This is a genomic window from Bradyrhizobium vignae, from assembly GCF_004114425.1.
In the GTDB taxonomy this organism is placed as follows: Bacteria; Pseudomonadota; Alphaproteobacteria; order Rhizobiales; family Xanthobacteraceae; genus Bradyrhizobium; species Bradyrhizobium vignae.
The window spans coordinates 125,034-140,123 of sequence record NZ_RDQF01000006.1; the positions used below are offsets into that span (position 1 = coordinate 125,034).

The 15,090-nt window shown below is 65.2% G+C and carries 13 protein-coding genes; 1 reads left to right on the plus strand and 12 read right to left on the minus strand.

The window, feature by feature from the left end; genetic code table 11:
• Positions 1-8: 8 nt before the first annotated feature.
• Positions 9-1,565, minus strand: coding sequence for a formate dehydrogenase beta subunit (locus tag EAV90_RS07370; RefSeq protein WP_129143017.1), 1,557 nt, complete (start codon positions 1,563-1,565; stop codon positions 9-11).
• The gene (locus tag EAV90_RS07375) at positions 1,562-2,038 is read right to left on the minus strand and encodes a formate dehydrogenase subunit gamma (RefSeq protein ID WP_122404099.1); all 477 of its coding nucleotides are present in this window, start codon (positions 2,036-2,038) and stop codon (positions 1,562-1,564) included. Before EAV90_RS07375 ends, EAV90_RS07370 begins: the two co-directional genes overlap by 4 nt.
• A 224-nt stretch (positions 2,039-2,262) precedes the next feature.
• On the opposite strand from EAV90_RS07375, the gene EAV90_RS07380 reads away from it, so the two are divergent.
• Positions 2,263-3,156: a LysR family transcriptional regulator gene (locus EAV90_RS07380; protein WP_122404098.1), complete on the plus strand. Its 894-nt coding sequence runs from the start codon at positions 2,263-2,265 to the stop codon at positions 3,154-3,156.
• Positions 3,157-3,364: 208 nt separating this feature from the next.
• On the opposite strand, the gene EAV90_RS07385 is transcribed toward EAV90_RS07380, so the two are convergent.
• The 10 genes from EAV90_RS07385 to oxlT all read right to left on the minus strand — a co-directional run bounded on the left by EAV90_RS07385 (position 3,365) and on the right by oxlT (position 15,068).
• A complete protein-coding gene (locus EAV90_RS07385) occupies positions 3,365-5,695 on the minus strand; it encodes a PAS domain-containing sensor histidine kinase (protein ID WP_129143018.1) in 2,331 nt (776 codons plus the stop codon).
• Between the two features lie 225 nt (positions 5,696-5,920).
• Positions 5,921-7,294 carry a cation-efflux pump gene (locus EAV90_RS07390; RefSeq protein WP_129143019.1) on the minus strand — a complete coding sequence of 458 codons (1,374 nt, stop codon included), beginning with the start codon at positions 7,292-7,294 and terminating at the stop codon, positions 5,921-5,923.
• Positions 7,295-7,496: 202 nt separating this feature from the next.
• The gene (locus EAV90_RS07395) at positions 7,497-8,465 is read right to left on the minus strand and encodes a zinc-binding dehydrogenase (protein ID WP_129143020.1); all 969 of its coding nucleotides are present in this window, start codon (positions 8,463-8,465) and stop codon (positions 7,497-7,499) included.
• A 25-nt stretch (positions 8,466-8,490) separates the two neighbouring features.
• Positions 8,491-9,486: an NAD(P)H-dependent flavin oxidoreductase gene (locus EAV90_RS07400; protein WP_129143021.1), complete on the minus strand. Its 996-nt coding sequence runs from the start codon at positions 9,484-9,486 to the stop codon at positions 8,491-8,493.
• 258 nt (positions 9,487-9,744) lie between these two features.
• On the minus strand, positions 9,745-10,395 hold the full coding sequence (locus EAV90_RS07405; RefSeq protein WP_129143022.1) for a hypothetical protein: 651 nt from the start codon (positions 10,393-10,395) through the stop codon (positions 9,745-9,747).
• 58 nt (positions 10,396-10,453) lie between these two features.
• Complete coding sequence (locus EAV90_RS07410) at positions 10,454-10,657, minus strand: hypothetical protein (RefSeq protein ID WP_122404093.1); 204 nt, start codon at positions 10,655-10,657, stop codon at positions 10,454-10,456.
• Positions 10,658-11,242: 585 nt separating this feature from the next.
• A complete protein-coding gene (locus EAV90_RS07415) occupies positions 11,243-12,016 on the minus strand; it encodes a fumarylacetoacetate hydrolase family protein (RefSeq protein ID WP_164936818.1) in 774 nt (257 codons plus the stop codon).
• An 11-nt stretch (positions 12,017-12,027) separates the two neighbouring features.
• Entirely contained in the window at positions 12,028-13,047 is a 1,020-nt protein-coding gene (locus EAV90_RS07420; protein WP_129143024.1) for a 2-dehydropantoate 2-reductase, read from the minus strand.
• Between the two features lie 98 nt (positions 13,048-13,145).
• Complete coding sequence (locus tag EAV90_RS07425; RefSeq protein WP_122404090.1) at positions 13,146-13,571, minus strand: CBS domain-containing protein; 426 nt, start codon at positions 13,569-13,571, stop codon at positions 13,146-13,148.
• A gap of 174 nt (positions 13,572-13,745) precedes the next feature.
• Complete coding sequence (oxlT, locus tag EAV90_RS07430; RefSeq protein WP_122404089.1) at positions 13,746-15,068, minus strand: oxalate/formate MFS antiporter; 1,323 nt, start codon at positions 15,066-15,068, stop codon at positions 13,746-13,748.
• Between the last annotated feature and the right edge of the window lie 22 nt (positions 15,069-15,090).

Genomic DNA, 15,090 nt, shown 5'->3' on the forward strand with positions numbered 1-15,090 from the left:
TCGTTCTCCTATTCCGCGGCCTGAAGCGTCGTCGGCGCCGGGACAAAATCCTCCCGGAAATGCTTCAGCGCACTGAGCACGGGGTAAGGCGTGAAGCCGCCGAGTGCGCAGAGCGAGCCGAATTTCATGGTGTTGCAGAGGTCCTCGACCAGCGCGAGGTTTTCATGGACGCGCTCGCCCCGGATGATCTTCTCGATGGTCTCGACCCCACGGGTGGAGCCGATCCGGCACGGTGTGCACTTGCCGCAGGATTCGATGGCGCAGAATTCCATGGCGAAGCGCGCTTGCCTCCGCATGTCGACGCTGTCGTCGAACACGACGATGCCGCCATGGCCGATCAGGCCGTCGCGCGCGGCAAAAGCCTCATAGTCGAATGGAGTGTCGAACAGCGCGCGCGGGAAATAGGCGCCGAGCGGCCCGCCGACCTGCACGGCGCGCACGGGGCGGCCCGTGAACGTGCCGCCGCCGATGTCGTCGACGAACTCGCCGAGCGTCACCCCGAAGGCGGTCTCGAACAGGCCACCGTAGCGGATGTTGCCGGCGAGCTGGATCGGCATCGTCCCGCGCGAGCGGCCCATGCCGAAATCCGCATAGGCCTTGGCGCCCTCGGCGAGGATGAAGGGGACGGCCGCGAACGACAGCACGTTGTTGATCACGGTCGGCTTGCCGAACAGGCCGTGATGCGCCGGCAGCGGCGGCTTGGCGCGCACGATGCCGCGGCGGCCTTCCAGGCTCTCCAGCAGCGAGGTCTCCTCGCCGCAGACATAGGCGCCGGCGCCGACGCGCACCTCGAGATCGAAGGCTTGCTTCGAGCCGCCGATGTCGGTGCCGAGATAGCCGCCGCGCCTGGCCGCCGCGATTGCGGCGTTCATCGCCTCGACCGCGTGCGGATATTCGCTGCGGATGTAGATGTAGCCCTTGCTCGCGCGGACCGTGAGGCCGGCGATGGTCATGCCCTCGATCACCAGGAAGGGATCGCCTTCCATGATCATGCGGTCGGCAAAGGTGCCGCTGTCGCCTTCGTCGGCGTTGCAGACGATGAACTTGCGGTCGGCCTTGGCTTGCGCGACCGTCTTCCACTTGATCCCGGTCGGAAAGCCCGCGCCGCCGCGGCCGCGCAAGCCCGATGCGGTGACTTCGTTCAGGATCGCATCAGGTCCGAGCGAGAGTGCGCGCTCAAAACCCTTGTAGCCGCCATGGGCGCGGTAGTCGTCGAGCGAGCGCGGGTCGATGACGCCGCAGCGGGCGAAGGTGAGGCGGGTCTGGCGCTTCAGCCAGGGAATCTCCTCGGTCGCGCCCAGCCGCAAGAGATGCGGTGTGTTGCTGGCGAGCGCATCGAGCAGCGAGGGCACGTCGGTCTCGGTGACAGGACCGAAGGCGATGCGGCCCTGGGGCGTCGCGACCTCGACCAGCGGCTCCAGCCAGTACATCCCGCGCGAGCCGGTTCTGATGATCTCGATCGCCACGCCACGCTTGGCGGCGGCCTGCTCCAGCGCCAGGGCGACCTCGTCGGCGCCGACGGCGACCGCGCCGGCGTCGCGTGAGACGTAGAGGCGCATGCTCATCGCTGCGCCTCCGCAACCAGCGCATCGAGGCGCTTCTGGTCGAGCCGGCCGATGAGGCGGCCATCGAGCATCGCGGATGGCGCAGTCGCGCACAGGCCGAGGCAGTAGATCGGCTCCAGCGTGACGCGATCGTCAGCCGTTGTGTTGCCGAGCGAGACGCCAAGCTTCGCCTCGGCCCGCGCAGCCAGCGCATCGCCGCCCGCGGCCTGACAGGCTTCGGCGCGGCACAGCTTCAGCACATGGCGGCCGGCCGGCTTGTGGCGGAAATCATGATAGAACGTGAAGACGCCATGGACTTCGGCGCGCGACAGATTGAGCGCCTGCGCAACCATGGGGATGGCGGCCTCCGGCACATAGCCGAATGCCTCCTGCAGCGCATGCAGGATGACCAGCGTCGCACCCTCTTGATCGGCATGTTCGGCGATGATTTCGGCGCCGCGCGTCTCGTTCCAAGGCTCAAAAATCGCTGTCATTCGTCGTTCTCAACCTGAGCGTTCCCTCGGCGCAAACTAGTTGGAATCGTTCGAAGATCAATAAAGCTGTCCCGTGCTGCGATTGCGAATTCGGATCGATTTGCAACGACAATCAATCGATACGAAACGGTAATGAAAGTCGTATCGGCTGCCGGTTTTTGCGTGTTGGTGCAGGCCCGGCATGCTAGCTTGCATGCCACGATGGAATTCGAGGGGACGACCGGTTGATCGACAAGCTTGAACTATTGCTGGCGCTGGCGAAGGAGCGACATTTCGGACGCGCTGCCGAGGCCTGCGGCGTGACGCAACCGACAATGTCGACCGGGCTCAAGCAGCTCGAAGAGATTCTCGGCGTGATGCTGGTCCAGCGCGGCTCGCGCTTTCAGGGATTCACCCCTGAAGGCGAGCGGGCGCTCGACTGGGCGCGGCGGATCGTGGGCGATGCCCGCGCAATGCGCGACGAGATCAACGGGCTGAAGCATCAGCTCTCCGGCGAGATCCGCATCGCCGCGATCCCAACCGTGCTCGGCATGGTCGCCTCGCTGACGACGCCGTTTCGCGCGAAGCATCCCGAGGTGCGTTTCAGCATCCGCTCGACGACCTCGTCGGAGGTGCTGGGATTGCTCGAGAATCTCGAGGTCGATGCGGGGCTGACCTATATCGAGAACGAGCCGATAGGCAAGGTGCGCACCATTCCGCTCTACAACGAGAGCTACCGCCTGCTCACTGCACCGGATGCGATGTTCGGCGACCGCGAGACGGTGACGTGGAAGGAGGTCGGGCAGGTGCCGCTCTGCCTGCTGACGCCCGACATGCAGAACCGCCGCATCATCGACCGCGCGCTGCGCTCGGTCGGCGCGGAGGCGACGCCGACCCTGACCTCGAACTCGCTGCTGGTGCTGTTCACGCATGTGAAGACGGGGCGCTGGGCCAGCGTGATGCCGGCCAAGCTCGCCGAGACGCTCGGCCTGTCCGATACCGTCCGCTCGATTCCGATCGTCGAGCCCGAGGTCAATTACAGCATCGGCATGGTGATCCCGCAGCGCGATCCGATGACGCCGCTGATCGCGGCGCTGGTCAACGTCGCGCGCGAGGTCGCGCCGACGCTGCAATTGTAGAGCATGATGAGACAGAGTGCGTCCGCGATGTGGGTGCCACCTCTCCCCAACGGGGAGAGGTCGGATTGCGCCTGGCGATGCGCAGCATCGTCCAGCGCAATCCGGGTCAGGGACCGCAGTAGACGGTCAGACCGTAATCCCCTTCGGGAGAGGTGATCTGAGCTCTGGGCTGACATCGATTCACCCAATTCAAAGCTCGTTCCGCCGGTCACGCCGCGGCCGATATCCCCGACGCCGCCTTGACCGCGTCGCGCGGCAGCGCCACGCGGACGACGGTGCCGACCTCGAGCTTGGAGCGCAGCCGCATCGAGCCGCCGTGGAGCTGCGCCAGCGAGCGGGCGATGGCAAGGCCAAGGCCCGAGCCGTGATAGGTTTTGGTGAGCTGGCTCTCGACCTGCTCGAACGGGCGGCCGAGCCGCGCCAGCGAATGCGGCGCGATGCCGATGCCGGTGTCGGCGATCATCAGCACGATCCTGTCCTCGAGCTGCCGGCTGCGCACCACGACGCGCCCGCCGTCGGGGGTGAACTTCACGGCATTGGAGAGCAGGTTGACGATGATCTGCTTGGTGGCGCGGCGGTCGGCGACCACCGAGATGGATTTTGCGATGTCGGCGTCGAGCGTCAGGTGCTTGTCCTGGGCCCGGCCAGAGACGACCCGTAAGGATTCCGCGAGCGTCTTCGAAAGGTCGAGCTCTTCCATGTCGAGCTTCATGCGGCCGGCTTCGATCTTGGACATGTCGAGGATGTCGTTGATGACCTCGAGCAGATAGTGGCCGCTGGTCAGGATGTCCTGGCAGTATTCCTGATACTTCTCGCTTCCGAGCTCGCCGAACATGCCCGAGCCCATGATCTCGGAGAAGCCGATGATGGCATTGAGCGGCGTGCGCAGCTCGTGGCTCATGTTGGCGAGGAATTTCGACTTGGTCTGGTTGGCTTCCTCGGCGCGGGTCTTCTCGCGCTGGTACTTCTCGGCGAGGTCGGCGAGCTCGACCGCCTGGCGCTCGAGCGCGGCCTGCGAGCGCTTGAGGTCGATGACGGTGGCACGCAGACGCAGATCGTTGTCGACCAGCTTCTGCTCGTGCTCCTTGATGCGGGTGATGTCGGTGCCGACCGAGACGTAGCCGCCGTCCTTGGTGCGGCGCTCGCTGATGTGCAGCCAGCTGCCGTCGTCGAGTTGGGCCTCGAAGGTGCGCGCGCCCGGACCTTGGGCAACCGTCTCGTTGTGGCGGGTGCGCACCTCCGGCATGCGGCCGACCTCGAGCACGGTCTCGTAGGAGGTGCCGGGGATGACCGCGCTGTCGGGCAGCTTGTGCAGGCGCTGGAAGTGCGAATTGCAGAGCACCAGGCGGTCGCTCGCGTCCCACAGCACGAAGGCTTCCGGAATGGTCTCGATCGCATCGCGCAGGCGGAGGTCGGCTTCCACCGTCTTCTCCGCGAGGCTCTTCTGCTCGGTGATGTCGACGGCGATCCCGATCAGGTGCACGCTGGAATCGGTCGCCCCGCGCGTCTTCTCGCAGCGGACGCGGAGCCAGATCCAGTGACCGTCGACATGCTGCATGCGGAAGGTCTGGTCGATGTGGTCGATCTTCTCGGAAATCAGCTGATCGGCGATCTCGAACAGGTCGATGTCGTCGGACTTCACCAGCGCGTTGACCTCGCCGAAGGTGAGGAGCTCGTTGCGGCCGTCGAGGCCGAGCATCGAGAACATCGACTGCGACCAGAAAATCCTGCCGCGCGACAGATCCCAGTCCCACAGCCCGCAGCGGCCGCGATTGAGCGCGGTGTCGATGCGGCCGCGCACGGCGTCGTTGATGAGGTCGCCCTCGCGGGCGCGGGTCGACTGCCAGTGGAAGGCGAAGCCGAGGATCAGGACGACGAAGCCCGTGGTCGCCGACAGCGTCACCGAGAGCGCGGCGTCCGAACCCCAGATCGGCTCGTTGCGCTCTTGGATCACGGTGACGAAGCCAGGGAGCGACTTGATCTGCCGGGAGGTCGCCATCGCCGCGTTGCCGCTCGGCAGCGTCATGTCGGTGATGGTGCCGTCGCGTGGCGGCGCCGCGATCAGTTGCGCGGTCGTGATCGCATCGAGCAGGCGGTCGTTGCCGACCGGGTCGCTGTCGACCGGGATGCGGGCGAGGATACGACGACCGATTCCGGCCGAGGTGACGATGACGTGGCGGCCCGAGGCGGTGCCCCAGGAGGGAATGAGATCGGGCAGCAGCGTCGGCAGGTTCTCGATGGTCTTGATCCGCTCCTGCCGCACCGAGGTGAGGCGATCGATGCGCTCGGCGAGCAGGTCCGCGAGTGCCGAAATGTCGTGGCGGATCACCAGCCGCTTCTGGCGCGTCTGATCGACCACCTGCACGAACGCGCCGAGGCAGATCGTGATCAGGAAGGCGATGATGAGCGTCGGCACCGCGCGGCGCAGTGCCGGCTCCGCGATCAGGAGCCGGTGATAGGCAGGTTTCGCGATCGATTGCGCCAATCCCTTGATTGAATCGGATTGGACGCACGCGTTCGCGGCGTCTGCGCTCGCCATGCCTTCGGCCCCCTGAAAACCTGCTTGCAACTGAAGTCCGGAAGCAGCCCCACGTTGCTTCCGAATCACACTGATTTGAATCCAGTTTTCGCAGGCTGTCGAGAGTCAACGAATCGTTAACGCGAAATTATTCTTATCCAACACGCAGTTTGTGCATCGAATGCCCGCAAACTCCAGGGCGCAACGAGTCCGAAACGAGAACGTGTGACTCGTCACACATTCTCATCACGCCCGCGGCGGTTCGGCGTGACTGATGACGCGCTTCACGCTCGGGAACGCGCGCCGCAATGCGCGCTCGATCGAGTCCACACGTTCGTGCACCTTGATCACGCTCATCGATGGCGCCGCGCGGCAGTGGAAATTGACGATCTCGCCGGCGTCGGTGTTGCGGACGCGCACATTATGGATGTCGTGGATCTCGCCTTCGCCGGCGAATTCGGTCAGCGCGGCGGCGATGGTCTGCACCCTCTCAGGCGCGGCATCGACGCCGAACGGCAGTTCCGGTTCCAACGGCTCGATGTGAACGTCGACCTCGACGTCCTCGCCGAATTCCTCCTGGATATTGCGCTCCAGCGTGTTGGCGACGTCGTGGGCGGCCTCGAGCTGCATGTCGGCGTCGACTTCGAGGTCGATGCTGACGATCAGCTTGGCGCCGAGGTCGTGCACCGTGACGTGATGGATGGCGAGCCCGGAATTGCGCGCGATCACCATGATGCGGTCGCGCACGGTCTCGTTGTCGCGCGCGACAGGCACCGCGGCGAAAGTGAGGTCGGCATCGCCGAAGGCCTTGGTGACCGCGGCCTGCGCGTTGCGCTTGATGTCCTCGACGCGGTCGATCGGATAGGTCCGCGGCACCTTCGCGATGGTGTCGATGAACGTGGTCGCTCCGACCATGCGCACGCGCAACCGGTCGACGTCGATCACGCCCGGTACCCCGCGGATCGCGGCGGTGGCCTTCTCCTGGGCGCCCTCCGGAGCGCGATCGACCAGTGTCTGCACGGTCGAGCCGGCCATGCGCAGGCCGAGAGCCGCGATCATCACGGCGACGGCGGCAGCCGCGGCCGCGTCGCCCCACCAGAAGCCGAGCCAGGCGAGCATCAGGCCAACGATCACGGCGAACGAGCCCATGACGTCGGAGGCGAAATGGAGCGCGTCCGCCGCCAGCGCCTGGCTCCTGGTCTCCCGCGCGGCGCGGTGCAGCGCGCGGGCGCGCCAGAGATTGACGGCAATGTCGGTCACCAGCACCACGAACGGTACGGCCGAGATGGTCGGCGGCGGGGTTCCCTCGCGCAGCCGGCTATAGGCCTCGACCAGGATGCCGCCGGCGAGCACGTAGAGCAGGGCAGTGACGCCCAGCGCGGAGATGCTTTCCAGCTTGCCGTGGCCGTAATGATGCTCCTCGTCCGCGGGCTTGTCGGACACCCGCACCACCGCCCAGGTGATGATGGTTGCCACCAGGTCGATCGAGGAATGCAGGGCCTCGGAGATCAGCGCCAGCGAGCCGATCGCGATCCCGACCACGAACTTGGCCGCCGCCATGCCGCCGCTGGCGAAGATCGAGAGCGCGGCGACCGAGGTCTTGTCGTGCTGGGAGGTCATGCCGGGGATTTAGCAGGCCAGCGTGGGACATCAAGTGATGATCCACAGGAGCAGTCGCTAGTGAGTTGCAGAAGCGGGACCGGCGCTCTCACCGTCATGCCGGGCTTGTCCCGGGCATCCACGTTCGTCGTACCATGCCGCAGAGACGTGGATGGCCGGGTCAAGCCCGGCCATGACGACAAGGAGAGAGCTTCGCACTCGTTTACACTGTCACCACGATCTTCCCCAGGTGCTTGTTTGCCTCCATATGCTCGAACGCCTTATCGATCTGGTCGAACGAAAACACCTTATCGATCGGCAGTTGCAGCTTGCGCGATTCCACTGCGCTCCAGATGTCCTTGCGGACCTGCGCAAAGATCTCGCGGACCTCCTCGATGGTGCGGGTGCGGAAGGTGACGCCGACATAATCGATGCGGCGCGCCGCATGCAGGTCGAAATTGAAGTCGGCATGGGTGCCGCCGAGCCGGCCGACATTGACGATGCGGCCCTTGATCTTCGTCGCGGCGAGATTCTGGTTCGCGACCTTGCCGGAGACCTGGTCGACGATGAGGTCGACGCCTTCGCCGTTCGTTGCCTTGAGGACCTCGTCGACCCATTTCGGATCGGAGCTGTCGATGGCGAGATCGGCGCCGTACTCCTTCAGCCGGCCGCGGCGGGTGGCGTCGGTCGACGAGCCGATCACGAGCCTTGCGCCTTTGAGCCTTGCGATCTGCATTGCCATCAGGCCGACGCCGGAGCTGGCGCCCTGGATCAGTACGGCTTGCCCGGGTTGCACGCCGCCGACGGTGACGACGGCGTTGTGCATGGTCGCGAGTGCGACGGGGAGGGTGGCGGCCTCCTCGAAATTCATGTTCGAGGGTGCGTGGAACAGCCGGCCGTGATCGGCCAGCGTGTATTCGGCAAATGCCGCGCTGCCCGAGCCCATGATGCGGTCGCCGACCTTGACGCCTTCGGCATCCGGCCCGAGCTCGGCGACCTCGCCGGCCCATTCCATGCCGAGCACGGTGCCGACGCCGCCGGCCGCGCCATGGGCGTGGCCTTTGCGCATGCCGGTGTCGGCGCGGTTCAGCCCGCAGGCGCGGACGCGGACGAGGACCTGTGTGCCCTTCGGTTTTGGTTGAGCGACCTCGGAAATCGTAGCGCCATCAGGGCCGTAGACGTAAGCTTTCATGAATTGCTCTCGCTTCTTGCCGTGGCTATTCAGCAGCTTGCGCTGCCGGATGAACAATCATTCCATCCAGCCTTCCGCGGATGATCGCCTCCGCCTCGCGCACGATGCGAGAGATGAGCTCGGCGCAGCTCGGGATGTCCTGGATCAGGCCCTGGACTTGGCCGGCCGACCAGATGCCTTCGTCGGAATTGCCTGTCGCATAGACCATCTTGCCGCGGGCACCCGCAACGAGTTCGCGGATGTCCTCGAACTTGGCGCCTTCCTTCTCCATTGCGACGACCTTGGTCGAGACCGCGTTCTTGGCGACGCGCGAGGTGTTGCGCATGCTGCGGAAGATCAGCTCGGTCTCGCGCTCGTCATTGGCGACGATTTTCTCCTTGATGAGCTGGTGGATCGGGCTTTCCTTGGTGGCCATGAAGCGGGTGCCCATGTTGATGCCATCGGCACCCAGCGCCAGCGCCGCGACGAGGCCGCGAGCATCGGCAAAGCCTCCCGAGGCGATCATCGGGATCTTGATCTTGTTGGCGGCAGCCGGGATCAGGATCAGGCCCGGCGTGTCGTCCTCGCCGGGATGGCCGGCGCATTCGAAGCCGTCGATCGAGATGGCGTCGACCCCCATGCGTTCGGCGGAGAGCGCGTGGCGGACGCTGGTGCATTTGTGCACGACCTTGACGCCGTGTTTCCTAAATTCGTCGACATGCTCCTGCGGCTTGTTGCCGGCGGTCTCGACCACCTTGATGCCGCTCTCGATGATGGCGGCGCGGTACTCGGCATAAGGCGGCGGCTTGATCGCGGGCAGGATGGTGAGGTTGACGCCGAACGGCTTGTCGGTGAGGTCGCGGCAGCGCGCGATCTCCCTGGTGAGGTCCTCCGGCGTCGGCTGGGTCAAGGCGGTGATGAAGCCGAGCGCGCCGGCATTCGCGACCGCGGCGACCAGCTCGGCCCGTCCGACCCATTGCATGCCGCCCTGGACGATCGGGTGCTGGACGCCGACGAGCTTGGTGAACCGTGTCTGCAACATGATCTGTTTCCCCCGGCCGGTGTGGCGATCTGTTATCGGTTGATGGCGGGGAGGATGCCGCCGGGGGCGGGAAATGTCTATTGCGCCGGCGTGGGGCGATCATGCGGAGATGTGGGTGATTCCGCGGGGCGGATAATTGGGTGGGCCCGCATGTGACGGCGCGACTAGGTCTCGTGTCCCGGACGCGCTGCAACGTTCTTGACGTTGCGGCGGCTGAGCCGGGACCCATCGGATCACGGCGGCGCTGCCGGGCTTCGGCTACTCCGCCGACAGCCGCACCATCTGGCGGCCGCCATTCATTTCCTTGAGGTGGTTGACGAAGTTTTCCGGACGCTGCCAACGATGGGGGACCTTCAATCCCATGAACTCCGCGATGTCGCTGATGAAGCCGGTGCAGTTCATTGTCTCGGCATTCCAGACCGGAGTGTTGGCCTGCAACTCCCTGATATGGGCGAACACGCGCTTGGCGTCGGCCTCGTTCAGGTAGACCCGATAGCTCGCGGTCAGATATTCCGGATCGAGATCACCGTAGCTCGCGCCGGTCTCGGCCGGCACAAAGGTGATGTGACCGAGCACGTAAGCGAGCGTGTCGCCGGCCGGCGTGAGCCCCGCGACCTCGACCGCCTTCTCGCTGGTCTTGCCGTACCAGACGAAGGCATGGCCCCAGCTCGCGGCGGTACGCGCGCGGAAGTCGACGTAGTAGGGGCCTTTCTCCGCGCGCGCGACGGAGCGCCGCGTCGATTGCGGCGCCGGTCGCGAGGCGGTGTCGGTCGTAGCAAGCGCGCTCGCATCGGCAACGCGCTTGTTTGCCTCGTGGGCCGAGGCCGAGGGCGTCATGCACGAGAGCATAGCCGCAAGAGCGAACCCTGCGAGGATGCAGGATCCCGATCGATTAGCTTTGTTCGTCACGCGATTCCCCCTCGACTATCGGCCGCTACGCGGATTTTGCGCGTGTTACGCTCGCGCGTCAGTAGCGCGCTGCGACCGGGCCGGGCGCCTTGCCGATCGGGGCCTTTCCAACCGGGCTCTTGCCAATCGGCATCTTGCCGATCGGAGCCTGCTCAGCCGGATAGGCCGGCACGGGCTGGCGGCGCGGCAGATCCGCAGCGTTCGCGGCCGTCACCAGAGCAAGCGTGGCACCCAGAGCAATTGCAATCTTCTTCACAGTCATACCCCTAGAAGGTTTGGTCCAAACACGGCTGTGCCGTGCCCCCAGACACGCTCCACAGATGGGCGACCGAATGCGTCCAAGTTGCGGCACGCGCGGGAAATGTTGGCGGCATATGTCGGGCGCGCGGAGATGTGATGTGTCGGGATGTTTCGGAGGGCGTGATGGCCGTATCGCTGCGCTCAACCCCTGCGCAGCCGCGCTTCACCCGATCCGGTTCAAACTGGTCTTGATCGTCGTGAAGATGCCGCCGATGCGCAAGGCGTCGAGCGCGTTGAAATCCTCGAAGATGCGGGCGATGCGGTCTTCGACCTCGCGCTTGCTTTTTCGTCAACGGTCGCCGCCGACGAGAACCGGCGCGCCTCCGGCTATTGTCTCCCGAGGAAGTTCGAGCGCATCTTGTCGGCGAACCACACGACGAAAATCGCCGCGAACGAGAGAGCGAAGTACAGGGCCGTCCACAAAAGTGCATTGCCGGCATTCGTCATGGCGTCCTCCCTTTGCGTCAGAGACCGATGTCTTGCAAGGAAGGATACCAGTGGCCGCGACGCCCGATTTGCGCGGGATCAATTTTGCTGCGCTGCGGGGCTACAGCCGAAACTCGTTGGTGAGCTCGCCGATGCCGTCGATCGCAACCGTTACCGTGTTGACCGGCTCTTTCATCACGCCGACGCCGACGGAGGTGCCGACCGCGATGAGGTCGCCGGGCAGCAGGGTCATGTCGTGGGAGATCCTGCTGACCAAGTGCTGCGCAGTGAAGATCATGTCGGAGATCGGATAGTTCTGCCGCTCCGCGCCGTTGAGGATGGTGCGGACCGTGAGTTTCGCGGCATCGAGGCCGGTCGCGATGACCGGGCCGAACGGGCCGTAATCGTCGATGCCTTTGGCGCGGGCCCATTGTGGGAAGGTGGGGTCGCGGGTCAGGATATCGTTGGCGGTGATGTCGTTGACGCAAGTGTAGCCGAAGATGAAGCTGTCGGCTTCGCCAGGTGAGACACGCGCGCACGTCTTGCCGATCACGATGCCGAGCTCGCCCTCATAGGTCGTCTTGCCGTCGTAATAAGAGGGCCGGCGAATCACGGCACCGGGAGCGGTGATGCTGGTGGTGGCCTTGAGCAGATAGAGCGGCTCCGGCGGCTCGGGCTGGTTCAGCTTGGTCGCGAGCGCGTGGAAATTATTCCAGAGCGCGACGATCTTGCTGGGCACGCAAGGCGCGAGCAGCTCGACCTCCGAGAGCGCCAGCATCTTGCCGGTGGCGGCGTGGCGGCCGAACATCTCGCCCTCATGCACGCTGATGCCTGATGCCGTCAGCGTGCCGAAGCCGGTCGCGCCGGCATGGCGGAAGCGCAGCCACTTCTTCATTTCGCCCGCCATCACGCCACCGCCAGTGCGCGGGGATCCGATGATGTCGAGATGCCGTCATAGAGGCCGGCGATGCGGGCGCGCTGGGTCACCATCGCCAGCACCGAGTCGAGCGCGGGCGTGGGGATGCCGGTGAGGCGGCCCATCTCCTGCACGACGGTGACGAGCGGGTCGATCTCCATCGGGCGGCCGCGCTCGAGATCCTGCAGCATCGAGGTCTTGTGGGCGCCGACCTTGCGCGCGCCCTCGATGCGGCGCTCCACGTCGACGCGGAACTTGACGCCGAAGGTCTCGGCGATCGCTTGCGTCTCCACCATGATCGCACGCGACAGCGCGCGCGTGGCCGGATCGGTGCAGATCACGTCGAGCGTGGCGTGGGTCAGCGCGCTGATCGGGTTGAAGCAGACATTGCCCCAGAGTTTCAGCCAGATCTCGTCGCGGATGCGATCGAGCACGGGAGCCTTCAGGCCGGCGGCGACGAAGAGGTCCGCGAGGCGCTGCACGTCGGACGTGATCTCACCGGAGGGCTCGCCGAGCGGGAAATTGTTGCCGTAGACGTGACGGATCACGCCGGGCGCTTCGATCTCGGTGGCGGGATAGACGATGCAGCCGATGGCGCGCTCGGCCCCTAACTCGCGCCACTGCCGTCCGCCGGGGTCGATGCTCTCCAGCGTCGAATTCTCGTATTGGCCGCCGTGCTTGTAGAAGTACCAATAGGGAATGCCGTTGACGGCGGTGACGATGCGGGTGTGGGGCCCGAGCAGCGGCTGCATCTTCTCGATCACGCCGGTGATCGAATGCGCCTTCAGCGTGACGATGATGGTGTCCTGCACACCGAGCTCGGTGGGATCATCGGTGCAGCGCGGATGGACGGTGTGCGTCTCCTCGCCGGCGAGCAGCGTGAGGCCGCGCTCGCGCATGGCGGCGAGATGTGCGCCGCGTGCGACCAGGCTGACATCGGCGCCCGCGCGGGCGAGCTGAACCCCGAGATATCCGCCGATCGCGCCGGCGCCGTAGATGCAGATCTTCATGAAATCCTCGCGGGTAAGGCGGAATTTTGGGACGAATGATCCGGTCCGGCTCGGATGGATCCGAGCCGGGGCCGGCAGTCGCAGGGAAGTGAGACGCTTTAAGCTGCTTGCGGCGTCGAGTTGGCGGCCTCGTCGACCGCGGCGGCGATGTCGCGCATGCTGATGACCGAGACGAGGCTGTAATCGTCGATCACGGGCAGGTGGCGAATGTGATGACGGTTCATCAGGTGGCGGACGTGCTCGATCGTGTCCGAGGAAGTGCAGGAGACGAGCTGCTGCACCGAGACCAGCTGGGAGACCTTGACGTTGATGGCGCCGGCGCCGTGCTCGGCGACGGCGCGCACCACGTCGCGCTCGGTGAACATGCCGACCGCGGTGTTTCCTTCCGAGCGGACCACGTCCTTGACCACCAGCGCGCTGATATTGTTGGCGCGCATCAGCTTGGCCGCGATCCCCACCGTTTCGTTCATACGAACCGTGACAACGCGCGGCGTCTTCTTGCGCAGAATGTCTCCGACCAGCATTGCAACCTCCCTGGGTGAATGTTGGGAGAAGTGTGGTATACGTAATGCCAATCGTCAAGCGCTGGATTTGGCTGATCCGAAAAATCTTGCGACAGGAATGCTGACGTTTGTCGCGGCCAAAAAGAAAGGGGCGCATCGCTGCGCCCCTTTCTTTCGTGCGAAGGCTTGTGGTGGCTACGCCGTTTCGGTCTTGGCTGTGCCGGTCGCGGTGTCCGTGCTCTCGGCTTCCTTGCCGAGAATGAAGGAGCGGCGCAGCGGCTTGATCACGAACAATGCCATCAGCGCCGCCGTCGCATTCAGCGCCACTGCCACCACGAACACGGCCTTCCAGCCATAAGCGGTCGAGATCACGCTCGCGAGCGGGACGAGCAGGGAGGCCGTGCCTTTCGCGGTGTAGAGCATGCCGTTGTTGGTGGTTGCGAACTTCGCACCGAAGGTGTCGCCGCAGGTTGCGGGGAACAGCGAGTAGATCTCGCCGAACACGCCGAAGTAAATTGCGGTCGCCAGCACGAAGACGACGGGGATGTGACCGTAGGCCGATAGCGTCAAGAGCATCAGCGCGGCGGTGCCGAAAGCGATGAACATGGTGTGCTCGCGGCCGATCGTGTCGGAGACGAAACCGAAGAACGGGCGGCCGAAACCGTCGAAGATCCGGTCGAGCGAGATCGCGAAGGTCAATGCCGCCATCTGGAAGCCGGCGAGTGTGACGGGCGTGTTCGCGATCTTGAAGTCGTGCGCGATCGGGGCGATCTGCGCCGCGGTCATCAGGCCGCCCGAGGCGACCATGACGAAGACGAGGTACATGACCCAGAAAATAGGGGTGCGCAGCACCTGCGGCGGGGTGAAGTCGATCTTGGTCTGCGGCAGATTGAGCTGCTTCTTCTTCGGCGGGATCGAGATCCGCGGGGGCTGGATGAAGAAGGCGAGCACGAACACGACGAGGCCCTGGCCGATGCCGAAGGTGAGGAACGCGTGCTGGTAGCCGCTCGAGACGATCATGCTCGCGATCGGCACGATCGTGAGTGCGGCACCCGCGCCGAAGCCGGCGGCGGTCGCGCCGGCCGCCAGGCCGCGGCGATCAGGAAACCATTTCAGCGCGTTGCCGACGCAGGTGCCGTACACCGCGCCCGCGCCCATGCCACCGATGACCGCGGCAGTGTAGAGCAGGGTGAGGCTGTCGGCGTAGGAGTTGAGCACCCAGGACAGCGCGATCATCACGCCGCCGAACATGATCACGATGCGCGGGCCGTATTTGTCGACGAACCAGGCCTCGACTGGCACCAGCCAGGTCTCGGTGACGACGAAGATGGTGAAAGCGAGCTGGATGGCGGCGCGCCCCCAATGATGGGTCGCATCGATCGGATCGACGAACAGCGTCCAGCCGTATTGCAGGTTGGCGATCATCGCCATGCAGACGATGCCCATCGCGAGTTGGAGCCAACGGAAACCGGTGCGAAGAGGCGCGGCTGTGACGGCGCCATCCGTGCTGGAAATCATCAAGAACCTCCCAACGCGCCTG